This is a genomic window from Ilumatobacteraceae bacterium (assembly GCA_033344875.1).
Lineage (GTDB): Bacteria > Actinomycetota > Acidimicrobiia > Acidimicrobiales > Ilumatobacteraceae > Ilumatobacter.
The window spans coordinates 1428958-1454800 of sequence record JAWPMO010000001.1 but is presented as its reverse complement, the minus strand read 5'-3'; the positions used below and the strand labels follow the sequence as shown (position 1 = coordinate 1454800).

The 25843-nt window shown below is 68.2% G+C and carries 21 protein-coding genes; 12 read left to right on the top strand and 9 right to left on the bottom strand.

The features are described 5' to 3' along the window. Positions 1-43 precede the first annotated feature (43 nt). A complete protein-coding gene (locus R8G01_06885) occupies positions 44-952 on the top strand; it encodes a cytochrome c biogenesis CcdA family protein (protein MDW3213700.1) in 909 nt (302 codons plus the stop codon). Positions 953-977: 25 nt separating this feature from the next. After that, positions 978-1634, top strand: coding sequence for a class I SAM-dependent methyltransferase (locus R8G01_06880; GenBank protein MDW3213699.1), 657 nt, complete (start codon positions 978-980; stop codon positions 1632-1634). On the opposite strand, the gene R8G01_06875 is transcribed toward R8G01_06880, so the two are convergent. After that, the gene (locus R8G01_06875; GenBank protein ID MDW3213698.1) at positions 1610-2779 is read right to left on the bottom strand and encodes an ABC transporter ATP-binding protein; all 1170 of its coding nucleotides are present in this window, start codon (positions 2777-2779) and stop codon (positions 1610-1612) included. The two genes, R8G01_06880 and R8G01_06875, sit on opposite strands and share 25 nt — an antisense overlap. Positions 2780-2919: 140 nt before the next feature. Between R8G01_06875 and R8G01_06870 the strand changes: the two genes are divergently transcribed. The 3 genes from R8G01_06870 to R8G01_06860 all read left to right on the top strand — a co-directional run bounded on the left by R8G01_06870 (position 2920) and on the right by R8G01_06860 (position 7992). Next, the gene (locus R8G01_06870) at positions 2920-3774 is read left to right on the top strand and encodes a universal stress protein (protein ID MDW3213697.1); all 855 of its coding nucleotides are present in this window, start codon (positions 2920-2922) and stop codon (positions 3772-3774) included. A 115-nt stretch (positions 3775-3889) separates the two neighbouring features. Next, complete coding sequence (locus R8G01_06865; protein ID MDW3213696.1) at positions 3890-5326, top strand: multicopper oxidase domain-containing protein; 1437 nt, start codon at positions 3890-3892, stop codon at positions 5324-5326. Positions 5327-5790: 464 nt separating this feature from the next. Further along, positions 5791-7992, top strand: coding sequence for an EAL domain-containing protein (locus R8G01_06860; GenBank protein ID MDW3213695.1), 2202 nt, complete (start codon positions 5791-5793; stop codon positions 7990-7992). A 23-nt stretch (positions 7993-8015) separates the two neighbouring features. Here R8G01_06860 and R8G01_06855 read toward each other — a convergent pair whose 3' ends face one another. Next, entirely contained in the window at positions 8016-10418 is a 2403-nt protein-coding gene (locus tag R8G01_06855) for a xanthine dehydrogenase family protein molybdopterin-binding subunit (GenBank protein ID MDW3213694.1), read from the bottom strand. 127 nt (positions 10419-10545) lie between these two features. Here R8G01_06855 and R8G01_06850 point away from each other — a divergent pair, with 127 nt between their 5' ends. Together R8G01_06850 and R8G01_06845 are read left to right on the top strand one after the other, a co-directional pair. Next, entirely contained in the window at positions 10546-11748 is a 1203-nt protein-coding gene (locus tag R8G01_06850; GenBank protein MDW3213693.1) for a hypothetical protein, read from the top strand. Between the two features lie 120 nt (positions 11749-11868). Then, positions 11869-12153 (top strand): DUF4242 domain-containing protein, encoded by a 285-nt coding sequence (locus R8G01_06845; GenBank protein MDW3213692.1) that lies wholly within the window; start codon positions 11869-11871, stop codon positions 12151-12153. Between the two features lie 34 nt (positions 12154-12187). Here the strand turns inward: R8G01_06845 and R8G01_06840 are convergent, their stop codons facing one another. Together R8G01_06840 and R8G01_06835 are read right to left on the bottom strand one after the other, a co-directional pair. After that, entirely contained in the window at positions 12188-13138 is a 951-nt protein-coding gene (locus R8G01_06840; GenBank protein ID MDW3213691.1) for a class II glutamine amidotransferase, read from the bottom strand. 360 nt (positions 13139-13498) lie between these two features. Continuing rightward, positions 13499-14161, bottom strand: a complete 663-nt coding sequence (locus R8G01_06835; GenBank protein ID MDW3213690.1) for a response regulator transcription factor — start codon at positions 14159-14161, stop codon at positions 13499-13501. 75 nt (positions 14162-14236) lie between these two features. Between R8G01_06835 and R8G01_06830 the strand changes: the two genes are divergently transcribed. Beyond that, entirely contained in the window at positions 14237-15256 is a 1020-nt protein-coding gene (locus R8G01_06830; GenBank protein ID MDW3213689.1) for a PAS domain S-box protein, read from the top strand. A gap of 32 nt (positions 15257-15288) precedes the next feature. On the opposite strand, the gene R8G01_06825 is transcribed toward R8G01_06830, so the two are convergent. Genes R8G01_06825 through R8G01_06810 form a run of 4 tightly spaced genes read right to left on the bottom strand, consistent with a single transcriptional unit; the run spans position 15289 to position 18922 of the window. Further along, the gene (locus R8G01_06825) at positions 15289-16554 is read right to left on the bottom strand and encodes an acetyl-CoA hydrolase/transferase C-terminal domain-containing protein (protein ID MDW3213688.1); all 1266 of its coding nucleotides are present in this window, start codon (positions 16552-16554) and stop codon (positions 15289-15291) included. A gap of 38 nt (positions 16555-16592) precedes the next feature. Beyond that, positions 16593-17138, bottom strand: a complete 546-nt coding sequence (locus tag R8G01_06820) for a pyridoxamine 5'-phosphate oxidase family protein (protein MDW3213687.1) — start codon at positions 17136-17138, stop codon at positions 16593-16595. A 58-nt stretch (positions 17139-17196) separates the two neighbouring features. Further along, positions 17197-17616, bottom strand: a complete 420-nt coding sequence (locus R8G01_06815) for a pyridoxamine 5'-phosphate oxidase family protein (GenBank protein ID MDW3213686.1) — start codon at positions 17614-17616, stop codon at positions 17197-17199. Between the two features lie 46 nt (positions 17617-17662). Beyond that, positions 17663-18922 carry an aminotransferase class III-fold pyridoxal phosphate-dependent enzyme gene (locus R8G01_06810; GenBank protein ID MDW3213685.1) on the bottom strand — a complete coding sequence of 420 codons (1260 nt, stop codon included), beginning with the start codon at positions 18920-18922 and terminating at the stop codon, positions 17663-17665. Positions 18923-19003: 81 nt separating this feature from the next. Between R8G01_06810 and R8G01_06805 the strand changes: the two genes are divergently transcribed. The 3 genes from R8G01_06805 (at position 19004) to R8G01_06795 (ending at position 22037) form a co-directional block, all read left to right on the top strand. Continuing rightward, on the top strand, positions 19004-19486 hold the full coding sequence (locus R8G01_06805) for a cation:proton antiporter regulatory subunit (GenBank protein MDW3213684.1): 483 nt from the start codon (positions 19004-19006) through the stop codon (positions 19484-19486). Positions 19487-19492: 6 nt separating this feature from the next. Next, on the top strand, positions 19493-20707 hold the full coding sequence (locus tag R8G01_06800; protein ID MDW3213683.1) for a cation:proton antiporter: 1215 nt from the start codon (positions 19493-19495) through the stop codon (positions 20705-20707). Between the two features lie 112 nt (positions 20708-20819). After that, a complete protein-coding gene (locus R8G01_06795) occupies positions 20820-22037 on the top strand; it encodes a cytochrome P450 (GenBank protein ID MDW3213682.1) in 1218 nt (405 codons plus the stop codon). A 6-nt stretch (positions 22038-22043) separates the two neighbouring features. On the opposite strand, the gene R8G01_06790 is transcribed toward R8G01_06795, so the two are convergent. Further along, a complete protein-coding gene (locus R8G01_06790) occupies positions 22044-22859 on the bottom strand; it encodes a universal stress protein (protein ID MDW3213681.1) in 816 nt (271 codons plus the stop codon). 133 nt (positions 22860-22992) lie between these two features. Between R8G01_06790 and R8G01_06785 the strand changes: the two genes are divergently transcribed. Further along, entirely contained in the window at positions 22993-25815 is a 2823-nt protein-coding gene (locus R8G01_06785) for a cation-translocating P-type ATPase (protein ID MDW3213680.1), read from the top strand. Positions 25816-25843: the final 28 nt, after the last annotated feature.

The window sequence follows — 25843 nt, the reverse complement described above, 5'->3', positions numbered from 1 at the left end:
GCGGCCCCGGAATGCGGCCGCCGACGTAGCGTGTTCTCCCAACGTGTTCAGTGGACCTTTCGCCCTCGCACTCACCACCGGCATGGTGGCGACCGTCAACCCGTGTGGCTTCGCGCTGCTCCCGGCGTACCTGTCGGCGTTCGTCGGTCTCGACGACGGTGACGAGCGTCCCAGCCCGGCCAAGGCGATCATGCAGGCACTCAAGGTGTCCGCCGTGCTCACCGCCGGGTTCGTCACCGTGTTCGCGCTGTTCGGCGCCGTCATCACCAAGGTGTTCGACGGAATCGAGGAGCACCTGCCGTGGGCGACGATCGTCATCGGGTTCGGTTTGATCGGGCTCGGCATCTATCTGCTGACCGGTCGACAGTTGATCCTCAACATCCCCAAGCTCAACAAGGGCGGGGCCGACGGCACGATGTTCTCGATGTACTTGTTCGGCGTGTCGTACGCCGTGGCCTCGCTGTCGTGCACGATCGGCCCGTTCCTCGTCGTCACGTCGCAGACGTTCGGCAAGGGCAGCTACGTGTCGGGGGTGTTCGTGTTCGTGCTGTACGGCCTCGGCATGGGCATCATCATCGGCATCCTGACCTTGGCCGTCGCGCTCGCAAAGCAGGGCGTCGTCGCCAAGTTCCGGTCGCTGCTGCCCCGCGTGAACAAGATCGCCGGGGTGCTGCTCGTGATCGCCGGTGCCTACGTCGCCTACTACGGCTGGTTCGAGATCCGGGTGCTCAACGGCGTTGTCGGCGACGACCCCGTGTACGACAACGCGATCCGCATCCAGAACTGGATGCAGAACCAGATCCCCACCGTCGACAGCGCACCGCGATTCGGGCTGGTGGTCGGCCTGCTGCTGGCAGCGGTCGGCGCATGGGCGTATCGCCGGAGGGGCGGGGCGGCATCGACCGCCGAGGCCGACGACGAGGTCGCGCCCGAGGTCGCCGTCGAATCCTGAGTCGCATCCTGCTACAACGGATGGCATGAACGAGCCAGGAGCCGACACCCGAGACGACGACGGCGACTGGTTGCTGCGCGGCAGCGCCGACGTCGACGACGTCACACGTTTCTACGACGACTGGGCGGGTCGCTACGACGACGACCTGGTCGATTGGTCCTACGAGGCACCGGACGTCGCCGCTCGCATGCTCTTGGAGCACGGGCCGAACCCGTCCCGCGTGCTCGATGCCGGGTGCGGCACCGGCCTCGTCGGTCGTGCGCTCCGGCGAGCGGGTCACGAGGGCGAACTCGTCGGCATCGACGTGTCGGCAGCCTCGCTGGAGCTGGCCGATCGCACCGGCGCGTACAGCGCGACCCGGGCCGCCGACCTCCAACAGCCGCTCGGGTTCGACGACGGCTCGTTCGCCGGTCTGATCTGTGTGGGCGTGATGACCTACGTGCCCGGCGTGGAGGCGGCGTGGCGCGAGTTCGCCCGAGTCGTCGCCCCCGGAGGCGTGGTCGTCGTGACCCAGCGCGAAGACCTGTGGGACGAGCGCGAGTGTCGGTCGGTCATCGACACGCTGTCGGACGAGGGGGTGTGGACACCGATCGAGGTGACCGAGGCCCAGCCCTACCTGCCGGGCAACGACCAGTACTCCGACGCGATCGGCGTCCACTACGTCGTCGCGCGAGCGATCTGACGGTCCATGCCCCGGTCGACGGTTGCAGCGAGCGACCGACCGGTCAGGTGGTCGAAGAGGTGGATGTCGTCGGCATCCACGGTGAGCCGCGACGCCTGCCAGCGACCCCGGCCGACGTCGTCGGTCACCTTGGCGTCGATCGTGACCGTGCTCCGCCCGGCGCCGGTCACGACACCGTCATCGGCGATCGTCACCGGTCGGGCGAGCAACGTGGCGGTGACGGTGCACCGCTCGGCGACCGTCTCGACGCGTTCCACATCGACGATGAGTCCGTCGTCGGAGAATCGGAACGACCGCGGTCGCACGCCGACGACCACGTCCCGTTCCTCGGCGATGTCGAGCGCAGCCCAGCGCGAACGGGCGAGACCGAGCCGGTCGTCGCCGACCCGGAGGAACGGACCGTCAGCGTCGCCCGCCAGCCGACCGTGGAACAGGTTCATCGACGGGACCCCGATGAAGGTGGCCACGAACGCGTCGACGGGACGGTCGAAGACCTCGCTCGGCGTGCCGATCTGGATGAGCCGGCCACGGCGCATCACCGCCAACCGGTCGGCGAGCGCCATCGCCTCGACCTGGTCGTGGGTCACGTAGACCATCGTCATCTCGCTGGCCCCGTGGAGATGACCGATCGTCGCTCGGAGTTCGCCGCGCAGCTTCGCGTCGAGGTTGGACATCGGTTCGTCCATGAGCAGGACCTCGGGACGTCGGATCAACGACCGGGCCATCGCGACCCGCTGTCGCTGTCCACCCGAGATCTGAGCGGGGCGGCGTGTCAGGAGTGACCGAATCCCCAACATCGAAGCGATCGAGCGCACCGATCGGTCGATGACCGATGACCGCTCGCCCGCGATCTTCAGGGGGAATCCGATGTTCGCCCGAACGTCGAGATGTGGATAGAGCGCCGCCTCCTGGAACATCATCGCGACCACCGGGGTGTTCCGGTGGTCGTCGGCGACCTCGACACCGTCGACCAGGACGACGCCGCTCGAGGGTGCCTCCAGGCCGGCGATGATGCGAAGCAGCGAGGTCTTGCCGCAGCCCGACGGGCCGACGAGCACGAACAGTTCGCCGGTGGCGATGTCGAGGTCGACGTCGCGCACCACCTCCTCGCTGCCGTACCGCTTCGTGAGATGCCTGGTCTGCACCGTTGCCATCGTGCCCCCGGTGCATTCACTCTCGCCGTCGACGAGCCGTGCGTCAACCAGCACGGTGAAAACGGACCTTCGGCACTTCACCAGGGCCACGGTTCGTGCGCACCATCGAAGTGGAGTGAAAGGAGTCCATGATGAGTGACCCCCGTACCGTGGTGGTCGGCGTCGACGCCAGTCAAGAATCCCAACAGGCGCTCACCTGGGCGAGGTCGATCGCCGGGCCCGACGACCGCATCGTCGTCGTCCACGCCTGGGAGATCCCGCTGATGACGGGATACGACATGGTGCTCGCCGTCGACATCGACGAGATCGAGCAGCTGTCGAAGCAGGGACTCGACGAGCTGGTCGTCAAGCTGGACGACCCTCGGCTGGTCGGGGTCGCCCGCCGTGGTCACGCCGGACGCGCCCTGGTCGACGAGGGCGAGGACGCCGATCTGATCGTCGTCGGCCACCGTGGTAACAGTCGGCTGTCGCTGATGCTCGGCTCCACGGCGAACTACGTGCTGCACCACACCGAGCAACCGGTCGTGGTGGTTCGGGGAGACGAACCGACCGCACCGCCACGTCGCGTGGTGGTCGGCGTCGACGACTTCGACGACCCCGAAGACAGCCCGTCGGTTCGAGCCCTGCAGTGGGCCGCGAACCTGCCGGGCGTCGAGGAGGTGCGTGCCGTCCATGCCTGGTACCTTCCGCCGCTCGCGGTCGGGATGTACCACCCGGCGTCGGCCGATCTCACCGCGATGGACGAGGCTGCTCAGCGGGTGGCGGACCGCGTGGTCGCTGCCGTCGGCCCGATCCCCGATGGTGTGACGATCACCGCCGACGTCGCGAGGGGGACGGGTGGGTTCGCCATGATCGAGGCGTCTCGTGACACCGACCTGGTCGTGGTCGGCCGTCGTGGACGGGGAGGGTTCTCCGAGCTTCTTCTCGGCTCGACGAGTGCCGAGACGGCAGCGCACAGCCACGCTCCGGTCGCCGTGATCCGCTAGACGGACGAAGCGGTGAGCGTCGGGACCCTCGGCGTCGAGTTCGGGACTTTCGGCCCTCCGAACGCCGACCGGGTTCGCCTTGGATGGTGCGCATGTCCATCCGCGAGTACCGAGCATGACCGTCACCGAACCCGCCCCGCAGCCGCCGGCACCTCCCGAGTCGAAAGAGTCGCCGGTCGGCAACTTCGTCGTGATCGCGTTGGCGGCCATCGTCTTCGCGATCGTGGCGATCATCGGAGCCGTGGCGATCGCCGCGGTGTTGAACGATGACGGCGGATTCGCTTCCGCCGATGCGATTCCGACGACCCAGATCGACGTGAGCTTGACCGAGTTCGCGATCGACGGCAACTTCACCGCACCGGCCGGCAACGTCGTCCTGGTGGTCTCCAACGACGGCACCATGGAGCACAACGTCGTCATGCGCGGCTCGTCCATGCGGACGAGCAACCTGAGTGTCGGCGACACCGAGACACTGGACCTCGGCCCACTCTCCCCGGGCACCTACGAGCTCTACTGCGACATCGCCGGGCACGAATCGGCGGGAATGGTCGTCGAGTTGACGGTCACCGAAGGAGCCGGTGGCGACTCGGCCGGCGGACACGACGGCGACTCGGCCGGTGGGCACGGCGACGAGATGGACGCGGCCGCGATGGATCAGATGATGATCGACTCGATGCTGGCGTTCCCCGCCGACACCGAAGGTCGCGGCAACCAGCCGCTCGACTTCGTGCTGCTGCCGGACGGCACCAAGCAGTTCGAACTGACCGCGGCCGTCGTCCCGTGGGAGCGGGCACCCGGCGACGTCGTCGACGCCTGGGCGTACAACGGCCAGGTTCCCGGGCCGCAGATCCGGGTCGACCTCGGCGACAAGGTGCAGATCATCGTGAACAACGAGACGCCGTTGGGCACCGACGTGCACTGGCACGGCATCCACACCCCGAACGACCAGGACGGTGTGACGCCGTTCACGCAGGACCCGATCTCGTCGGGGACGTCGTACACGTACGAGTTCGTCGCCGACGATCCGGCGATCGGGATGTACCACGCCCATCTCCACAGTCAGATCTCGGTGCCGAACGGCATGTTCGGGTCGTTCATCATCGGCGACAGTCCGTTCCCGTACGGGGAGACGATCTCCGGCGTGGAGATCCCGATGGATCTCGAGCCGGCGATCGACATGCCGATGGTGCTCAACGATGCCGGTGTGATCGGTCTGTCGCTCAACGGCAAGAGCTTCCCGGCGACCGAGCCGCTCGTGCTCGAGCAGGGTCAGTGGGCGGCGGTGCACTATTACAACGAGGGGCTGACCGACCATCCGATGCACCTGCACCAGATGCCGCAGCTCGTCTACGCCAAGGACGGCATCCCGCTCGACCACCCGTACTGGGCCGACACGATCAACGTCGCCGCCGGCGAGCGCTACTCCGTGCTGTTCAAGGCCGAAGACATCGGGACCTGGGTCTGGCACTGCCACATCCTCACCCACGTCGAACGGGAAGAAGGCATGTTCGGCATGGTGACTGCGGTGGTCGTCACCGAGCCGACAGGCTGAGGTCGGGTCCGAGCCGTGCGGTGGTGCCGTGCCGTCGAATCGAGCTGACCGGCTCGGTACTTCGGCACGGCGATCGCGTCGATGACGTCCGCCTCGATCTGTCGCAGCGCCCTGGAAGGGACAGCGATGCAATCACGTGCGTTCTGCTCGATCGACGACGATCCGGCGGGTCGACGACACCGTCGACGGTGCGATCGACACTGCCTGATCACGGGCCGGCGCGAGCAGGAATCGGCGGTCGGACGCCGGCGTCTCCCTCTCAAGAACGGGCCCGAAAATGCCGATGAAGTCTGTGTGAACCGCATGATTCCGCCACATCCGCCCGCTCGTCCAGTGAGCGTCTGCTGACCGGGCAGGTGGCGCCGGCCACGCCTGATGCTCCGGTGATCGGCGCGACGAACTCGGCACGGGATCGGGCTGTGCTCGCGGCCGATGCCGCTCACGCGGCGGCTGGTCGAGCGATCATGGCCCACGCTGACGTCACCGACGGAGAGCCCACCGGACCCGATCGGTTCGAGCAGACCAGCCGCTCCATGCAGGAACTCAACGGTCCCGAGCCGCTGCTGCTGCTCGTCGACGAGCAGGACCGCGTCCTCGAGGCATCCGAGCCGATGCAGCGGATGACCGGTCTGCGCACGGGTGACTCCATCGTTCTCGATCCCGCCGCCTACCTCGACCCGGTCGAGGGGGAGGCACTGGTTTCGGCCTACCAGCGCGTGAGCACCACCCCGGGAGCGCGGGAGCTGGTGACCGTGCGACTCGCCGACGAAGACGGGCTGCGCCACACGCTGGAGCTGTCGATCGCGAACCTGTTCGACGATCCCTCGGTCGGCGCGATCTCGGTCACCGGCGCCGATGTGTCGAACGTGAGTGCGCAACTGATCGTCAGCCGCCTGCGTGATCGACTGCTCGATCTGCTCCCGGCGGTCGTCACCGTCGCTGATGACGTCGGCACGATCGTCTACTGCAGCCCCCGTTCGGAGGCGACACTCGGCCGAACCCCTGCGGAGATCGTCGGGCGCGCGATCAGTGAGGCACATCTCCTGCCGATCGAGGCGGCGACGATCGAGGCAATCCGAGTCGCCGCCCAGACGAGCGGACGTTGGGAGGGCGACGTCGAGCTGCAACACAAGGACGGCCGCATGGTGCCGGTCCAGCTGATCCTCGAACGCATCCACGACGAAGAGATCGGTTTCCGCGGCACGATCGGCATCTCGTTCGACATCGCCGATCGGCGCAAGCTGGAAGAGGACCTCGCGTTCCAGGCCGGGCACGACTCCCTGACCGGTCTGTACAACCGGCAACGCTTCGTGCCCCTCTTCGAGCACGCGCTGACCGGAGCCGAAAGGTCCGGCAGCCGGATCGGGGTCGTGTTCATCGACCTCGACGACTTCAAGTCCGTGAACGACCGCATCGGACACGCGGGTGGTGACGCCCTGCTGGCGGCCGTGGGCGTCAGGCTTCGGACGGTCATGTCGACCGAGTGCGTGGCGGCACGCTTCGGCGGAGACGAGTTTGTCGTCTACTGCCCCGACATCGATGACGAGGACTCCGGGATCGCGTTCGCTCAGCGACTCCTCAACGCACTCGCCCAGCCCATCGATCTCGGCGCCGAGACCGTGATGGTGTCTGCGAGCGCCGGGGTCGCGCTGTCGAGTCCCGGGGTACTGGCCGAGGAACTCCTGCGTCGTTCGGACCTGGCCATGTATGCGGCAAAGGACGTCGGAAAGAATCGCATCGAGGTGTTCGACAACGAGGTCGGACGACGGAAGCGTCACCGTCGAGCGATGATCGATGAGCTCGTCCGGGCACTCGACGACGACGAACTGACGGTCCACTTCCAGCCCGAGGTGTCGTTGCATGACGGCAAGGTGACGTTCTTCGAAGCGCTCACGCGATGGAACCATCCTCAGCGAGGCCTGATTCCTCCGAGTGGATTCGTGCCGATGGCCGAGGAGAGTGGTCTGATCCACCGGCTCGGACACATGGTGCTCGACGAGTCGTGCCGGGCCATGCGCTCCTGGCTCGATCTCGGTCTCGGTGACGGGCTGACCGTCGCGGTGAACATCTCGACCCGGCAGCTGCTCGATCACGACTTCCCCGACGCCGTCGATCGACTGGCGAAGAAGTGGGAGGTGCCGACCCGACACCTGTGCCTCGAGATCACCGAGACGGCGCTCATCGACGCCGACGTGGCCTCGCAGGCTCTGAACCGTCTCGATGCGATCGGCGTCGCCATCGCGATCGACGACTTCGGGACGGGGTACTCGTCACTCAGCCGGATCAGTCAGTTCCCGCTGGACTACCTGAAGATCGACCGCAGCTTCGTCGCCAGCCTCGCGACGGAACCGGCGAGCTCGGTCATCGTGCAGATGGTGATCGACCTCGCGCACGCTCTCGGGATCCAGACGACCGCCGAAGGAATCGAGACCACCGAGCAACTCGAACACCTCATGGCCGCCGGTTGCGATATCGGCCAGGGGTTCCTGTGGAGTCCGGCCGTACCGTTCGCCGAGGCGACGGCGATGCTCAGCGATCCACCGTTCACCGGCCGGTGCCAGATCGGCGGGATGGGCTCATGTCGAGGCGTGTCGGTTGACTCCGACTCCTGGCGCCCGCCAGTCGGCTTTCCGGTCTCCGACCGGGCCTGCCGCGCTCGGCACTGAACAGGGAGCCGCTCGGCGACCGATCAGATGCCGTCGGCGGCTTCGGCCGCGTCGGCGTCTGCCTCGAGGCCCTTCGGCAACGTCGCGAAGACCGGCGGAGGCTTACGCCACGGTTCGTGCGATCCTGCTCGGGCCTCCTCGATGGCTCGCCACACTCGTTCGGCGGTGCACGGCATGTCGATGTGGCGCACCCCGAGGTGCGCGACGGCGTCGATCACCGCGTTCTGGATGGCCGGGGTCGAACCGATCGTCGATGCCTCGCCGATGCCCTTGGCCCCGAGCGGGTTGTTCGGTGACGGGGTGACGGTCGAGTGGACCTCGAAGCTCGGCATCTCGGCCGCGGAGGGTAGGGCGTAGTCGGCGAAGTTCGACGTGATCGGGTTGCCGTCGTCGTCGTACCGCACCTCTTCGTAGAGCGCCTGACCGACGCCCGAGGCGATGCCGCCGTGCTGCTGGCCCTCGACGAGCAACCGGTTGATGATGGTGCCGCAGTCGTCGACGGCGACGTGTCGGACGAGTCGGGCCTCGCCGGTCTCGGTGTCGACTTCGGCGACGGCGATGTGGGCACCGAACGGGAACGACGCGCCCTTGCCCTCGAACACGGTCTCGGCGACCAGTGCCCCGTCGTCGGTCTCGGCAGCCTTGGTGGCGAGGTCGGCCCACGTCAGCGCGTTGGCGGGGACCCCCGCGACGCCCACCGTGCCGGTCGTCGTGTCGACGACGATGTCGGCGGGGTCCGCCTCGAGGACGTGAGCGGCGAGCTCCTTCGCCCGCTCGACGACGGCGGTCGTCGCCTCGTTCACGGCCGAGCCACCGAGTTGCAGCGAGCGTGAGCCTCCGGTGCCACCACCCTGTGGCACGAGGTCGGTGTCGCCGTCGACCAGCGTGATGCGGTCGACCGGGATGCCGGTCTGTGCGTTGACCAGCATCGCGTAGGCGGTTTGATGGCCCTGGCCGTGCGACAGGGTTCCGCAGTACATCGTGGCGGATCCGTCGTCGTGGATCTCCAGCTTGCCCCACTCCGAAGCGCCGCCGCCGGCGGTGATCTCCACGTACGAGGCCACGCCGATGCCCATCTGGACCGTGTCGCCGCGCTCCCGGCGATCCGCCTGCTCACCTCGGAGTGCGTCGTAACCGATCGCCTCGGCGGCAGTGCGGAGCGGGAGTCGGTAGTCGCCGCTGTCGTACACGTTGCCGGTGAGTGTCGTGAACGGGAACACGTCGTCGGCGAGCAGGTTCCGTTCGCGGAGTTCGATCGGGTCGATGTCGAGCTCGCGAGCCGCCTGGTCGACGAGCCGTTCGAGCAGCGCCGTGGCCTCCGGCCGGCCCGCCCCGCGATAGGCGCCGGTCGGCGGCGTGTTGGTGGTGGCGACCGCCACGTCGAAGTCGATCGCCGGGAAGTCATAGGTGCCGTGCGACATGCGCCGGGTGCCGCCGGGCAGCGCTGCGCCGATACCTGGATAGGCGCCGCCGTCCCCGACGAGCCGGACCCGGAGGCCGGTGAACGTGCCGTCACGTCGACACCCGACCTCGGCGTACTGCACCTGGCCGCGGCTGTGATCCTTCGCCATCAGATCCTCGCTCCGGCTGGGGATCCAGCTCACGGCGCGGGCCAGCCGATCGGCGGCGGCGACGACGACGGTGTACTCGTGCTGCATCCCGGCCTTGCCGCCGAAACCGCCGCCGACCTGCGGCGTCACGAGGTGGAGCCGCTCACCGGGGATGCCGGTGGCGCCGGCGATACCGGCGCGGACGTAGTGCGGGAACTGGTTCGAGGTCCAGACCGTGATGCGACCGTCGGCCGCCGGTGCCGCGGCGATGCCGTGGGGTTCCATCGGCGCCACGGCGACGCGCTGATTGACGTAGCGCCCGCGGACGACGACGTCGGAGATCGCATCGAGGTCGAGCGGGGCATCGGGGCTGTCGCCGACCGCGAGGTTGGACCCGTGCGCCTCGAACAGCACCGGGGCGTCGTCGGCGAGCGCTTGTTCGGCGTCGGTGACCGCGGGCAACGGGTCGATGTCGGCCCAGACGGTCTGCGCCGCGTCGACGCCCGCCCGCTGTGTCTCGGCGAACACGACCGCGTACGCCTCGCCGACGAACCGCACCTTGTCGGTGGCGAGCGGGGGCCGGACGAACGCATCGTCGATCTTCGCGAAACCGTGATGCGGGGCCACGTCGAGATCGGTCGCGGTCCACACGGCGACGACGCCGGGCATCGACCGGGCCTCGTCGACGTCGATCGAGTTGATCGTGCCGTGAGCGATGTCGGATCGCACGAACACGGCGTGGAGCGGGCGGTCGAGTTCGAGGTCGCCCACGTAGCGCCGTGAGCCGGTGAGCAGACCGGGGTCTTCGGTGCGGGTGACCCGGTTGCCCAGTATCGATCCGTGCGGGGCCTCGGTGGGGGAGTCGTGGGAGTCCATCCCGGCCGACTCTACGGCGACGGAGTCGGCCGGGCCGCACCCCGCGAGCAGGTGCCGACACGGTCGCCGTGCTGACCGGTGGCGGACTCACCCGGGTCGCGACCGTCGATCGTTTAGCGTCTCGCGAATGATCGACATCGCCGTGAGTGAACCGGTTCGAACGCCGGAACGGTACGAGTTTCGCTGCACGGTCTCCCCGGTGCGTCGGTGGCGCTCCCGCCTGGCGGGTGCTCAGCCCGGAGAGCCCGAAGCGCACGAGATCCGTTTCGGGTTCGTCGCGACGAACTTCGCGATACGACACCATCCGGTCTGGGACAGCGTGTATCCGCTGCTCTACCTCACTCGGAACGGCGGACCGCTCTTCCAGCGCGAGCACGACCGAGCGCGTATCCGTTTCGACTACCCGGTCTCGAAGGTCGTTGCGGACTTCTATGTTCGGCGGGCAGCGCAGTTCGGCATCGACATCGATGTCCGCGCCCGGTCGATCGACCTGGAACTGTCGACCGGCGGTGACGAAGCGGTGCTCGCGTTCGGCGGTGGCAAGGACTCCCGGTTGCTCCTCGGGTTGGCCCGCGAGCTGGGTTCGGAGCCCCGACTCGTCACGGCCGGAGCATCACCGGCGGATCTGCCGATGGCGTTGGTCACCCATTCGATTCCGCGGCCCGAGGGCATGCTCGCCGACCGGATCATGCCGAGCCTGATGCACGTGCCCCGACACCTGTATTTCGGAGGTGGACTCGGTGAGGCGCACCGCGAAACTCCATGGCAGCAGTACTACGACATGGCATCGCCTCGTGCGCTCGCCGAATGGTCGGCGATGTTCCGCGAACTCGGAGCGACCATCCACATGCATGCTCCGTGCTCCGTGCTCCCGTACAACATCACGCAGCGGATTCTCTGTGAGCGGTACCCCGAACTGGCTTCCGGCCAAGCCAGTGTTCGGCCCGGCGCTCGGTCTGACAAGAACCTCCACGTCGCGCTGCTGAAACGGGAACACGGGATCGCCCACGACGACCATTGTGACGAGGAACTGCTGGAGACGTTGTTGGTCCGTTTCGTCGCCGCGCAGGAGGCGAATCCGTCCGACTTCGGGTATCGAAACGCTCGCGAGACGATCAGCCGCGAGATGCGTGCGATCATCTGGCGTCACCGTGACGAACCGGCGTTCGGCGCTGTGCGCGGCCGGGTTCCGCCCGAATGGGATGCGGACTGGATCGACTATGTCCATGACTACGTCTCGCCGGACCTCGATCCTGCGTACTTCGAGATCTATCGGCAGTACGCCGCGCCGATCGACGAAGCACCCGGTCGCCGACGGATCGTGGTGTGACGGAGGAACATCGAGGGGTGTCACCGGTGGGCTGACCGCACCCACCGCCCGACGACTCGCAGGTATTCGGAGTTTCACAAATGCACTAGTGTTGGCGTCCCCATCATCAAAGGAGCAACCATGAACCGGTACCTCATCGAGCGTGCGATTCCCGAGATCGGTTCCGCCGACCGAGAAGCGCTGAAGGGGGCGGCGGCCCAATCGAATGGCGTCCTCAGCGCCATGCAGTCGGAGGGGAAGGGCATCCAGTGGGAGCACAGCTACGTCGCGAGCGACAAGACCGTCTGCGTGTACGTCGCCGACAGCGTGGCCTACATCGAGGAGCATGCGGAGCGCAGCGGGTTCCCGGCGACCACCGTGACCGAGATCGGCAAGGTGATCGACCCGACCACCGCCAACGGCTGATCGCCGGACGGCGCGCGGCCGACCGGGTCGGATCTCAGGTGTCCAGGTCGATGATCCGTTTCGAGATGCCGCCGCCGACGCGTTCGAGCACCACCATCTGACCGAAGTCGACCTCCGACCAGTCGTCGGTGTCCTCGGTCAGCGGTTCGGAGGCGAAGATCGCCGAGGTCGCCTCGTCGGGCGGTGTCACGTCGACGTCGTAGGACTGCTCGTACTCCTCGAAGTTCCGTCCCGTCATCACGTACATCGGTTCGAGGAGCATCGACAGCGCGTGGTCGTCGGTGCCCGACTCGGCGTGGCGCAGCTCGCGCCAGTCGCCGACAGGGTGGGCCTCACCCTGGTGGCCGAGGCCGTAGTTGACCCCGATGATGCGATCCCGCGCGACGAGCGCCACCTTCAGCTTGGTCAGTGCGGCGAGCCCGAGTTCCCGCATCGCGGCGCGGACGACGCGCAGCATCTCCTCGAAGCCGCGTTGCACCTCGTCGTCGCTGTCTCCGTCGAGGAGCGAGAGGAGCAGGACGTACAGGAACTCGGTGTCGGTCGTGCCTCGCATCTGTTCGAGGTGCTCGTCCCTGCAATGCGCCAGCAGTTCACGCTGGAGCAACTGCCACTGGGGGAGCGATCCGTTCTGCGCCATGATGAAGGGTGTCCCGCGGAACGAGAACGGATGGCAGTTCTCGTCGGCGAGCACCGTGCCGGCGTCGTACGCGGCGGCTCGCACGTGGGCGAGCATCGTGCTCGCCTGCAGGCTCGGAATGATGCCCTCGGCGTTGTCGTCGTAGAACGCCGCCATCGGACGCCGGTACCGCAACGGTTCCCCCGACTTGAGCAGATGTTCGCTCCAGGCGCCGAAACCCCATCCCGCCAACTGCAGGAGCGGATGCATCTCCGGATCCAAGGCCTGGTTGATCAGACTGTTCTCCGGCGCCAGGAGCAAGCTCTCGCACGAGACTTCCGGCCCGGTGTAGGCGAGCACTCTGCACATGGTGGGCTCCTCGGTCGTCATGCGCGCGGGTGGTTCCGGCGTGCGGTGCCGGTGTACCACCATCGAGACCCACTCAACCCTGATTCGAGCGTGACATCCTCAACCCCGATCGGTGACTCCGATTTCGGCCGAGAACGAGGGTTCGCGCCCGGATCGCGAGCGCAGGTCGACGCGATGTGCAGCCTGCACGGTGCGTTCCCGATCGGCAGCCCACCGACGGTTGCCGACGAGATCCTCGCCACCGACGACGTGCTCGGTGGCATCTCGCGTCTCACTTTCAAGATGAGTTCTGCCGCACTCGAGACCGAGGCGATGCAGCACTCGATCGAACTGCTCGGCACGAAGGTCGCGCCGGCGGTGTCAGTCTTCGGGGTCGATGGACTGGCCGGAGAGTTCGAGCTTGGTCGCGAACACGGCCGCTTCGGTCCGGCGCTGCATGCCCAGCTTCGACAGGAGGTTCGACACGTAGTTCTTGATCGTCTTCTCGGCGAGGAACATCTCGCCGGCGATCTGCCGATTGGTCATGCCGTCCGCGATCAGATGGAGGATCCGGCGCTCCTGAGGTGTCAGCGACTGCAACCGATCGTCGACCGGGGCCGGTTCGCGGAGGCGTTGCAGCACCTTGCCGGTGACCGACGGGTCGAGCAGCGACTCTCCCGCCGCCACCCGCTTCACCGCGGAGATCAACTCCGAGCCGCGTACCTGCTTGAGCACGTACCCCGAAGCCCCCGCCATGATCGCCTCGAACAGGGCCTCGTCGTCGCTGTAGGAGGTGAGGATCAGACACTTCGTGCCGTGAGCGCTCCGGACATCGCGGCACACCTCGATCCCGTTCCCGTCGGGCACACGAACGTCGAGCACGGCGACGTCGGGTTGCACCGCCGGGATCCGCGCCAGTGCTTCGCCGGCGTTCGAGGCCTCGCCGACCACGTCGATCTCGCCGGACGACTCGAGCAGGGCGCGAACGCCCTGACGGACGACTTCGTGGTCGTCCATCAGGAAGACGGTGATCGGGGAGGTCATCACACGAGTCGAGCACTTCGATAGGTGTCGGCGCAAGGGACCTTCGGCCCAGGAGACGTGAGGTACCGTTCGATCGTGTCTTCAGATGTGCCGAATGTCGTCAGCCGGTGGGCATCCCACGCCGTCGAGTTCTCACCCGACGGCGTGCTCGTCGTCTCGAAGGACGGCACGATCGTCTACGACAACGCGGCCGCTCGTGCGTTGGCGGGATGCGACGGCACATTGGTCGGGTCGAACGTCGACGCCCTGGTCCCGTCCGGCGTACGGGGGCACCACCATCGACTCCGGAACTCGTACTTCTCGGCGCCCTCCACCCGACCGATGGGGAGCGGACTCGAGCTGTCGCTGGAGCGACTCGACGGCGTCGAGGTCCCGGTCGAGATCGCGCTCAGCCCGTTCGACGACGACGACGACACCTACGTGGTCGCGACCGTCCGCGACGTCACCGAACGGCGACGCGACGCCAAACGTCTCGTCGCGGCGACACAGCAGCTGGCCCTGCTCGACGAGCGTGAACGGATCGGACGCGACCTGCACGATGTCGTGCTGCAACGGCTGTACGGGACCGGGCTGACGGTGCAGGCGATCGGCGCCGGCGCCGATCCGTCGACCAGCGCCGGGCTCGATTCGGTGATCGACGAGATCGACCGCGTGATCACCGAAGTACGCACGATCGTGTTCACGCTCGGCAACAGTGCGCACCGGGGAGCGCTCGGGCAAGACCTCGCCGACGTCGTCGCGCAGGCGAACCGGGTGCTCGGATTCACCCCGACGCTTCGGCTCAACGGTCCGGTCGAGTCGGTGCTCAGCGACGAGATGAGCGTCGAGATGGTGGCGTCGATGCGCGAAGCGCTCGGCAACGTGGCCCGGCATGCGGACGCCGGCAAGGCCGACGTGACCGTCGCGGTCGACGGTGACCGCGTCGTCATGCGGGTCGTCGACGACGGCGTCGGGCCTCCCGAGCACCTCGGGCGGCCGACCGGCGGCAACGGACTGATCAACATGCAAGCTCGCGCTGCGGCGCTCGGTGGTGAGTGCACCCTGACGCCGGGCGACGGGGCGGGCGCAGTCCTCACGTGGAGCGTGCCGTACTGATCTGACGCTGTCCCGAGCGAGGGATCCGAGTGTCAGAGGTAGTTCATCCGATGGGCCTGCTCGCTGAGTTCGGCCCGATGGTCGGGATGGGCGATCTCGATCAGCGCCCTGGTGCGTTCGCGAATCGAGTGGCCGCGGAGCTCGGCGACCCCGAACTCGGTGACCACCTTGTCGACCGTGTTCTTGGGTGTGGTGACGACGTCTCCGGGGGCGAGGCGCGGCACGATGCGGCTCCGACCGGAACTCGTTGTCGAGTGGAGCACGACGAAACCCTGTCCGCCCTCCGAGTTCATCGCCCCGCGGGCGAAGTCGTTCTGCCCGCCCGACGACGAGTAGTAGCTGCCGTCGATCGTCTCCGACGCGCACTGTCCGAGGAAGTCGACGGAGAGCGTGGCGTTGATCGATACGAAGTCCCGCTCGCGGCCGATCATGGCGGGGTTGTTGACGTACCGAACGGGCCACAGCTCGACCGCCGGATTGTCGGCGAGGAACTCGTGCAGCCGTTCGGTGCCCAGCGCGAACGTGCCGACGGTCTTGGTCCGGTTGAGGTTCTTCTTGACGCCGTTCACGACGCCGTGCTCGATCAGGTCGACGACCCCATCGGACAGCAGCTCGGTGTGCACCCCGAGGTCGCGGTGATCGCGCAGCGCGGCCATGATCGCATTGGGGATCGCGCCGATGCCGGTCTGGATCGTGGCGCCGTTCGGGATCCGCTCGGCGACCAGCCCGGCGATCGTGTCGTCGATCTCGGTTGCGGCGGCGGGCGGCACGGTGACGAGGGGTCGGTCGGATCGACACCACCCTTCGACCTGGCTCACGTGGAGCTGGTTGCGTCCGAACGTGCGCGGCATGTGCTCGGTGACCTCGAGGAAGAAGCGAGCGCGCCCGAGGAAACTCGACGTGTAGTCGGCCGACACCCCGAGCGAGAAATAGCCGTGTCGGTCGGGCGGGGCCGCCGCGGCGACGACCAGCGGGTCGTCCATCCGCGACTTCATGATCTGGTACACCTCGGAGAAGTGGGCCGGAACCAGGCCGACCGAACCAGCAGCGAAATACGGTCTCGTGACGTGCGACAGGAAGTAGGAGATGTGCCGGAGGCGGTCGCCGAACTCGCCCCGAAGGTACGGGCGATCGTGCAGCGCGTGCATCTGATGGATCCGAACCCCGTCGAGCCCGTCGGCGGCAGCTTCGATCGCGTCGATCACCGCGGTCGGTTCGCCGTTGGCGAGCGGGGTGACGATCTGCGTGTTGGGGCCGATGTGTTCGAGGACGTCGGCCGGTGCGTTCGGTGCCTGCATGCTGGTGCAACCTAGCGATCGGTGTCGGAGGTCGTCGCTCAGCCCGGGCGGAGGCGAGGGGCGCCGGGGTGGTGCTCGCCGTGATGCTCGAGCTCTTCGGCCCGGTCGGCCTGGTCGGCCCCGTCGGCCTGGTCGGCTTCGTCGGCTCGGAGCCCGAGCTCGTACTCCTTCACCGGGTCCCGCTCGACGACGTGGAACCGCCGGCCGGTGGTCAGGTGGGGCTCGATCCTGACGAAGTTCGGCTTCTGCGAGGCCACCCAGGGGTACAGCGGCAGTTCGTCGATCTCGAACCGTTCGGTCATCTCGGTCACCTCGTGGGCGATGCCCTTCACGACGACACTCCAGACCGAGCCGTCGATCTCGAGGCCGTCGATCTCGATGGCGACGTGCCGTCCGAGGACCGCTCCGGCGAGCTTCGTGCCGGCGCCGCTGCGGAACACGATCGTGCCGTCGTCCACGACGTAGTTGATCGGGAAGATGTCGGGTCGACCTGCGATGTCGACCGCCAGCCGCGCCACGACGTGCCGATGCAGCAGCGTCCAGCATTCTGCTTCGGTCAGGTACACGGTGCCCGGAGTGCTCATACGTCCACTCAACCGCCTCGCTCGGCTCGGGACCAGGGTCCATCGACCCGGACCGAAGTCAGTTCGTGCGATCGGAGCGCCGAAAGGTGCGGCCCGTGATCGATGCGGTGACGATCCGGATGTACGTCGGCTTCGGGCCCGACTGCCACGGCGTCACGCCGAGTTCGGTGACGTCGGCACCCTCGAGCATCCCGACGACCTCACGGGCGAGTCCGGTCACCAGGACACTCCAGGCGACACCGTCGGTGGTGTTCCAGCCGTCGACCTCGAACGCCACCCGTGGGTCGGCCCGCATCGCTGTGAGCTTGGCGCCGGCAGCGGTCCGGAACACCACGGATCCGTGGTCGACGATCGCGTTGATCGGGAAGATGACGGGCCCGTCTTCGCCGACGACCGCGAGGCGGCCGTACGCTTCGTTCCGGAGGTGCTCCCAGCACTCGCGTTCGGACAATTGGGTCTCGGCCATCTGGCTCCCCATGTCGACATCATCGCGGGCGTCGGGCCGATGCGCCAGGGCCTTTCGGTCACGCGGTGAGCGAATCGACGAAGCGTCGCGTCGACGAGACCAGCCGCTCACAGTGCTCGTCGGTGATCTCCATCGACAGGGCCATGAAGCCGCGTCGCGCCATGTAGAGGCCGTCCGCGAGCAGGTGGTGGAACAGCAGGTCGAGCACTCGGTCGTCGTCGGCGTGGAAACTGTTCATCGAGCCGAGCCCGGTGACCCACAGGCGTGGCGTGTCGAGCGCAGCGTGCAGGTCGGACCGAAGCCGGTCGCCCCGTTCGTTGACGGTGACGATCCGGTCGGCGGTGAGCTCGTGACGCAACGTCGCGACCGCGGCCGACATCGATGCGACGTTGTTGTTGAACGTGCCCGCCTGCGTCAGCGCGCCGCCGGCGCTCGGATCGAACGCCGACATGATGTCGCGCCGTCCGCCGAACGCCCCGAACGTGAAGCCGCCACCGAGATACTTGCCCAGGGTCGTCATGTCGGCCCGGACCCCGAACCGCTCCTGAGCGCCGCCGGGAGCGAGCCGGGACGTCATCACCTCGTCGAACACGAGCACGACACCGTGGTCGTCGCAGCGTCGGCGCAGTTCGTGGAGGAACGCGCTGCTCGCCGGCCGACAGCCACCCGATCCCTGGACCGCTTCGACGAGCACGCAACCGAGGTCGTCGTCGGCGAACAGGTCGTCGAGTCCGTCGACGTCGTCGAACGGTGCCACGTGGAACGGGTGGGGCACGTTGAGGGGATGGTGGGGCCCGGCCACATCGCTGCCGAAACCGAGCACCCCGCCGTGATAGGCGCGGTCGAACACGCCGACCCCTCGACGTCCGGTGTGGTGGAGCGCGGTGCCGATCGCCATCAGATTGGCCTCGGTGCCGGAGTTGGTGAAGCGAACCTGCTCGATCGTGGGGAATCGGTCGCAGACGAGCTCGGCCAGGTCGACCTCGGCTTCGTGGACCGCGCCCAGCGCCCAACCGCGATCGAGTGCTGCCACCACGGCATCCCGGACCGCTGTGGGCGAGTGCCCGAGCAACCCGGCGGTGTAGTTGCCGCAGAGGTCGACGTAGCGATGGCCGTCGACGTCGACGAGTTCGCCACCCGCCGCCGACACGACCCGGAACGGGAACGGTGCGAAGTCGAGGACCGAGCGGGTGTTGCCACCAGGGAGCACCCGCCGTGACCTCGCGTCCATCGTCGCGCTGCGTGGTCGTGCGGCCGCGTAGCGCCCGTGGGCGGAGGCGACTCGGGCGTCCAGATCGCGGATCGCATCGATCGTCACGGCCGCCAGACTACGGCACCGGTCGAGGGCCCATCGCAGCCGGGAGGTGGGGATCGGGGCCGCGGGTGGAAGAATGTCGCCATGGCCGAGGTGTATGAGACCAAACTCCCCGGTGTCGGTGTCCGCCACGACTTCGTCACCGAAGACGGTGATCGGGTCGGGGTGATCGTGCACCGCTCGGGCCGACGCGAGATCGTCGTGTACGACTCCGAGGACCCCGACGCGTGTTCGCCGATGCTCGATCTGACATCGTCCGACACCCGGATCCTCGGCGAACTGCTCGGATCCAGTCAGGTCGTGGAGGCGGTCGGGGCCGTGCAGCACGAGATCGACGGACTCGCGATCGAGTGGATCCAGCTGCCGGACACGTCGTCGGCCGTCGGAGCCACCATCCAGGACGGCACCTACCGGACCAGGACCGGCGCCTCAATCGTGGCGGTCGTCCGCGGCGACACCACCGTCCCGGCACCGACACCCGACTACCGGTTCGACACGGGTGACACCGTCGTGGCCGTCGGGACCACCGATGGCCTCGCCCTGCTGCGCGGCTTGATGACCGGATAGGTGCAGATGGGCATGCTGGCCGCGGGCAGTACCGAGGTCGCACTCGCGTTCGTCGAGGTCGGGGCGATCGTGTTCGGACTGTCGTTGCTCGCCCGGCTCGCCGGCCGGATCGGCATGACGGCGGTACCGCTCTACCTGGTCGCCGGTCTCGCGTTCGGCGAGGGTGGACTGGTGCAGCTCGACGTGAGCGAGTCGTTCGTCGCGCTCATGGCGGAGATCGGCGTCCTGCTGCTGCTGTTCGCGCTCGGCCTCGAGTACTCCGACACCGAACTGCGCGACGGCCTCCGGACCGGGTGGTCGTCCGGCGTCGTCGACATGGTCCTCAACGCGCTGCCCGGGTTCGCGATGGGCTTGCTGCTCGGCTGGTCGCCGCTCGCGGCGGTGCTGCTCGGTGGTGCCACCTGGATCTCGTCGTCCGGTGTCGTGTCGAAGGTGCTCAGCGACCTGGGCCGTCTGGGTTTCCGTGAGACACCGGCCGTCCTCAACCTCCTCGTCATCGAAGACCTGGCGATGGCCGTGTACCTGCCGGTCGTCGCGGCGTTGATCGTGGGTGGCACGCTGCTGGCCACGATCACGAGCGTGTTCGTGGCGCTCGGTGTGGTCGCCGTGATCATGGTCGTGGCGCTGACGTTCGGCCCTCGGCTCAGCAACATGCTCGCCGGCGGCAGCGACGAGTCGTTCCTGCTCGCGATCTTCGGCGTGATCCTGCTCGTCGCCGGCATCGCCCAGCGCCTCGAGGTGTCGGGAGCGATCGGGGCGTTCCTCGTCGGACTCGCCCTGTCGGGGCGTGCCGAGCATCGGGCGTCCGAGCTGATCGCCCCGCTCCGCGACCTCTTCGCCGCAGTGTTCTTCGTCTTCTTCTCGTTCCAGGTCGACCCGGCCGACCTCACGTCGGTCATCGTCCCCGCCGTCGTGCTCGCGGTCGTGACGACGTTCACCAAGTTCGGGTCCGGCTGGTATGCGGCCCGACGCCTCGGTGTCAGCCGCGGTGGCCGGATCCGGGCCGGAGCGACCCTCGTCGCCCGAGGCGAGTTCTCGATCGTCATCGCCGCGCTCGGCGTGACGCTCGCCGACGGCAACGAACTCGGAGCGCTCGTGGCCTGCTACGTGCTGACGACGGCGCTGGCCGGGCCGGTGCTCGCCAAGTTCGCCGACCGCATCTCTGCGGCACTTTCCACAGCGAACCGGTCCCGCTCCGAGCGGCCGGTCACGACCGTGTGACCAGAGCGGTCGATCGTCGCGAGACGCGCTCCGACAGCGACCTCGGGGTGACCCGCCGCTAACTTCGCGGTCGGTGGCCCGTAGGGGTCCGACACCATGGGGGTGGTGGGGGATGAGTGTGACCGACCCGGTCGACGATTGGGCCGAGGACTTCGAGATCTTCGATGACGCGTTCGTCAGGGATCCGTACCCGGTCTGGAAGGACCTGCGTGACCGGGGCTGCCCGTTCGCGCGCACCGAGCGACGCGACGTCACCTACATGCCGACCACGTTCGAAGGGGTGCGTGGGGTCGCCAATGACGTCGATCACTGGTCGTCGTTCTCGGTGACCGTCGCGCCGACGCCGACCGTCTACGACGACGACGGCAACCGGTTGCGGTCGGTCATCACCACCGACCCACCCGATCACACACCCGAACGTCGCCTCATGCTGCCGTTCTTCTCGCCGAAGTCGGTCGAGCGTTACCGGGAGCACACGCAAGAGCTGTGTCGGCGGCTGATCCTCGAGTTCGTCGAAGACGGCGAGGCCGATCTCGCCGAGCAGTACGCGCGCCAGATCCCGCCGCGGATCATCGCGGCGATCCTCGGCATCGACCCGGAGATGGCCGACGAGTTCACCACCTGGGTGCAGGGTGTGCTCGAACTCGGGTTGCAGGACGACGACGTCCGCGAGCACTACGCCGAGATCATCCGGAACTTCTTCGTCGGTGAGATCAAGGACCGCATGGAGCATCCCGGCGACGACCTCATCTCGTTCCTGCTCGGTGCCGAGATCGACGGGCGCCCGGTCGGGATGCACGTCATACGCGGCAACGTCGGGCTCATGCTGATCGCCGGCATTGACACGACGTGGAGTTCCATCGGCTCGGCCCTCTGGCACCTCGCCACGCACCCCGAGGACCGCCGACGCCTCGTCGCCGAACCCGAACTGATCCCCACCGCGGTCGAGGAGTTCCTCCGGGCCTACTCGCCGGTGACGATGGCGCGCATCGCCACCGAGGACACGACCTTGGGTGATCGTGAGGTCAAAGCCGGGGAGCGGGTGATGCTCACGTTCCCCGCAGCCAACCGTGACCCCGCCGTGTTCGACGATCCCGAGGAGGTCATCATCGACCGGGCCGTGAACCGGCACGTCGCGTTCGGTGCCGGGATCCACCGCTGTCTGGGGTCGAACCTCGCCCGGATGGAGATGAACGTCGCGATCGAGGAGTTCCTGCAACTGATCCCGGAGTTCGACGTCGTCGACGCGTCGAAGGTCACCTGGGCGGGTGGGCAGGTCAGGGGTCCGCGCACCATCCCGGTGCGCTTCCCGGTCCGGCACCAGCTCTGAGGCGGCTCAGTTCCCGGCCGGGTGCGGCACGACGGCGATCGGGCACGGTGAGGCCTCGAGCAACCAGGTGCTCACGGATCCCATACCCGACAGGAGACCGGTGCCCCGGGCACCGACGACCACGAGATCGGCCGATTCGGCCGAGCGCGCCAGGGCCGGCTTCGCTCCCCGGACCACCACGTCGGGACGGGCGCGTCCGTCGGGGTCGGCGGCGGCCAGCAGGCCGAGCAGTCGTTCGCGCTCGGCCTCCAGCTCGTCGCTCAACCTGACGTGCACGATGTCCTCCTGCAGCCACGGTGCGATCTCGATCGCGATCAGTGCGCTGACGTCGACCCCGGCTCCGGCGAAGTGCAGCGCCCACGCGAGCGCGGCACGGGAGTTGGCGCTCCCGTCGAAGCCCACGACGATCCGGCCGACCGGAACGTCGGACACGCCGGGAGGCACCACGACGGTGGGCGTCGTCGCATGGGTGACGCAGTAGCGGCTCACCGAACCGAGGGCGTTCCGCCATCCGCCCCCGGCTCCGTGCCGCCCCGTCACCAGGAGCGCCGCCCCTGATGCCGCCCGGACGAGAGCGGGACCTGCCGGGCCGTCGGCCGACACGTCGAGCACGTCGCGGTCGGCCCGGTACCCGTCGGGCTCGTGGGCACCCCGACGCCACAGACGCCTGACGGCCCTCATGAGCCGGTCGCCGACGGTGCTCGATTCGGCGTGGACCGACTCGATCCGAACCTGCCGGCCGGATGACTGTCGGACGGCCCACCGGAGCGCAGCCAGCGACTGGTCAGAGCCGTCCGTTCCGACGATCCAACGCTCACTCATGCCTCGATCGTGCACCGATGATCCGGGCGGCGCCAGGGCCGTTGGTCAAATCGCTCGGCGGTTGGCGCCGGCTCGGACACGACGGCCGAACGGCCCTGGACAGCGAGCCCCGCATCGGGTCAGATGGGCATCGATGGACGACCGACCGGGAACCGCCCGCTCGCTCGAAGTCTGGGCGGAGCCTGCCGCGTCGGTCGCGGCGACGTTCGAGACCGACACGGCCGGCGGCTTGTCGAGCGAGTCGGCCGTCGAACGGTTGTCGGCCGTCGGCCCGAACGAACTCGACTCGTCGGCGCCGGTGCCGATCTGGCGGCGTGTCGCGCGCCAGTTCGTCGACCCGCTGGTCGGACTGCTGGTCGCCGCGATCGGCATCTCCACCCTGGCTTGGGCGGTGGACGGCGCGGACGGCGTCCCGATCGAAGCGATCGTCATCGCCGCGATCGTGGTCGCCAACGCTGCGATCGGGGCGTGGCAGGAGGAACGGGCCGTCCGCGCCGTCGCCGCACTGCGTCGTCTCGCCGGCATCCATGCGACGGTCATCCGTGACGGTCGGACGCAGGTGGTGTCGCGGACCGAGTTGGTGCCGGGTGACCTCCTGGTGCTGGCCCAGGGCGATGCGGTCGGCGCTGACTGTCGACTGATCGAGACGGCGTCGTTGGTGATCGCCGAGGCGCCGCTCACCGGTGAGAGCACGCCGGTCGCCAAATCGGCCGAACCGCTGCCTGCCGACACCGTGCTCGCCGACCGCACCGACATGGCCTACCAGGGGACCGCCGTGGCATCGGGCCGTGGGATCGGGATCGTCGTCGCGACGGGCATGCGGTCGGAACTCGGGCGAGTCGCCTCCCTGATCGATGCGGCCGACACCGAACCGACACCACTCGAGGTGCAGATCGACTGGCTCGGCAAGATGCTCGGCCTCGTCGTCGTGGTGCTCGCGGCGATCGTCGTCGCCACGATCATGCTGACCTCCGAGGTCACGTCGTTCCGCGACTACGTCGATGCGACCCTGGTCGGTGTCTCCCTGGCCGTCGCTGCGGTACCCGAGGGCCTCCCGGCGATCCTCACGATCGTGCTGGCCCTCGGCGTGCAACGGATGGCGGGCCAGCGGGCGATCGTCAAGCAGTTGTCCTCGGTGGAGACGCTGGGAGCGGCGTCGGTGATCTGCACCGACAAGACCGGCACGCTCACGCGGAACGAGATGTCGGTCGTCGCCGTGGTCGTGCCCGGCGGTCGGGTGCAGCTGACCGGGGTCGGCTATGTACCGATCGGGCGGCTCGTCGGCGCGGACGGCGGCGACGTCCCACATCAGGTGCACGACGAGGTCGTCGCCGTCCTCCGCGCCGGCAGCATCGCCAACGACGCGTCCCTCCATCTGGCACCGGACGGCACGTGGGAGGTGCGGGGCGACCCGACCGAGATCGCCCTGCTCGTCGCCGAACAGAAGCTGGAGACGACCGATCCACGCAGCGATCCACGCCGTGTCGGCGAGATCCCGTTCGACGCCGACCGCAAGTTGATGTCGACCGTGAACGACGGTGAAGCCGGTGAGTTCCTCGACGCCGCGTCGCGGCTCGTCATGTTCACGAAGGGGGCGCCCGACGTGTTGGTCGACCGGTGTGTCGCCGAACGGGTCGCGGGTGTCGTGCAGCCGCTGGACTCGCAACGACGCGAGGAGATCGCTGCGGCGGTCGATGCGCTCGCCGACGAAGCGTTGCGGCCGCTGGCGGTCGCGTATCGCCCCGTCGACGGCGACGAGGCGGACCCGACGCCATCGGAGTCGGAACTGATCCTGCTCGGGGTCGTCGGGATCGCCGACCCGCCACGGGCCGAGGCGCTCGAGGCGATCCGCCAGGCGCACGCCGGCGGCATCCGCGTCGTGATGATCACGGGCGACCACCCGCGCACGGCGTCGAGCATCGGCGGTCAACTCGGACTCGGCGACAGCGCCGGCGGGACCGGGTCGGTCGTCACCGGGGTCGAACTCGACGCGATGGACGACGAGCGGCTCTCGACGGTCGTCACCGAGGTCGACGTCTACGCCCGGGTCGACCCCGAGCACAAGCTGCGCATCGTCCGCAGCCTGCAGCGCCACGGTCACGTGACGGCGATGACGGGCGACGGCGTGAACGACGCCCCGGCGCTGAAGCAGGCGGACATCGGCGTCGCGATGGGCATCAACGGCACCGAGGTGTCGAAAGAGGCCGCCGACATGATCCTGGCCGACGACGATTTCGCCACGATCCTCGGTGCGGTGCGGGAAGGGCGGGAGATCTTCTCCGACATCCGCAAGTTCCTCCGATACCTGCTCGCATCGAACACCGGTGAGGTGCTCGTGGTCTTCCTCGGCGTGGTGCTCGCGACGCAGCTCGGCCTCGACCAGGGGGGACTCGCCGTCCCACTGCTCGCGACGCAGATCCTGTGGATCAACCTCGTGACCGACGGTGCGCTGGCGCTGGCGCTGGGCGTCGACCCCGCGGTCGAGGACGTGATGTCGGAGCCGCCACGCGCGGTCGGGGCCCGGATCATCGACCGGTCGATGATCCGGTCGATCGCGGTGATCGGTACGTCGACGGCGATCGTCGGGCTGGTGGCGCTCGACCTCCGATTGGCCGGCGGCTGGTTGGGTGGCTCCGGCGACATCGAGACCGCACGAACGATGGCGTTCACCACCGTGGTCCTCGCACAGGTGGTCAACGCGTTCTGCTCGCGCTCCGACAGCGTCAGCTTCGTCGTGGGTCTGTTCACGAACCGTCTGCTCTGGTTGGCGGCGGCGGTGACCGTGGCGGCTCAGGTGGCGGTCGTCCACGTGCCGTTCCTGTCATCGGCGTTCGCGACCGAACCACTGTCCTGGAACGAGTGGGCGGTGTGCTCGCTGCTCGCGGTCGCCGTTCTGGTGCCGGCCGAGGCATCGAAGTGGCTGGTCCGCCGGGGAGACGCCGATCGGCGTCGATGACCTTCTGCTCTGGTGCGCCGGCGGTTCG

What these genes read in the sequence shown, in the direction of transcription:
- R8G01_06880 (MDW3213699.1), top strand. Translation starts at nt 978, where the DNA reads ATGAACGAGCCAGGAGCCGACACCCGAGACGACGACGGCGACTGGTTG.
- R8G01_06870 (MDW3213697.1), top strand. Translation starts at nt 2,920, where the DNA reads ATGAGTGACCCCCGTACCGTGGTGGTCGGCGTCGACGCCAGTCAAGAA.
- R8G01_06865 (MDW3213696.1), top strand. Translation starts at nt 3,890, where the DNA reads ATGACCGTCACCGAACCCGCCCCGCAGCCGCCGGCACCTCCCGAGTCG.
- R8G01_06860 (MDW3213695.1), top strand. Translation starts at nt 5,791, where the DNA reads ATGGCCCACGCTGACGTCACCGACGGAGAGCCCACCGGACCCGATCGG.
- R8G01_06855 (MDW3213694.1), bottom strand. Translation starts at nt 10,418, where the DNA reads ATGGACTCCCACGACTCCCCCACCGAGGCCCCGCACGGATCGATACTG.
- R8G01_06850 (MDW3213693.1), top strand. Translation starts at nt 10,546, where the DNA reads ATGATCGACATCGCCGTGAGTGAACCGGTTCGAACGCCGGAACGGTAC.
- R8G01_06845 (MDW3213692.1), top strand. Translation starts at nt 11,869, where the DNA reads ATGAACCGGTACCTCATCGAGCGTGCGATTCCCGAGATCGGTTCCGCC.
- R8G01_06840 (MDW3213691.1), bottom strand. Translation starts at nt 13,138, where the DNA reads ATGTGCAGAGTGCTCGCCTACACCGGGCCGGAAGTCTCGTGCGAGAGC.
- R8G01_06835 (MDW3213690.1), bottom strand. Translation starts at nt 14,161, where the DNA reads ATGACCTCCCCGATCACCGTCTTCCTGATGGACGACCACGAAGTCGTC.
- R8G01_06825 (MDW3213688.1), bottom strand. Translation starts at nt 16,554, where the DNA reads ATGCAGGCACCGAACGCACCGGCCGACGTCCTCGAACACATCGGCCCC.
- R8G01_06820 (MDW3213687.1), bottom strand. Translation starts at nt 17,138, where the DNA reads ATGAGCACTCCGGGCACCGTGTACCTGACCGAAGCAGAATGCTGGACG.
- R8G01_06815 (MDW3213686.1), bottom strand. Translation starts at nt 17,616, where the DNA reads ATGGGGAGCCAGATGGCCGAGACCCAATTGTCCGAACGCGAGTGCTGG.
- R8G01_06805 (MDW3213684.1), top strand. Translation starts at nt 19,004, where the DNA reads ATGGCCGAGGTGTATGAGACCAAACTCCCCGGTGTCGGTGTCCGCCAC.
- R8G01_06800 (MDW3213683.1), top strand. Translation starts at nt 19,493, where the DNA reads ATGGGCATGCTGGCCGCGGGCAGTACCGAGGTCGCACTCGCGTTCGTC.
- R8G01_06795 (MDW3213682.1), top strand. Translation starts at nt 20,820, where the DNA reads ATGAGTGTGACCGACCCGGTCGACGATTGGGCCGAGGACTTCGAGATC.
- R8G01_06790 (MDW3213681.1), bottom strand. Translation starts at nt 22,859, where the DNA reads ATGAGTGAGCGTTGGATCGTCGGAACGGACGGCTCTGACCAGTCGCTG.
- R8G01_06785 (MDW3213680.1), top strand. Translation starts at nt 22,993, where the DNA reads ATGGACGACCGACCGGGAACCGCCCGCTCGCTCGAAGTCTGGGCGGAG.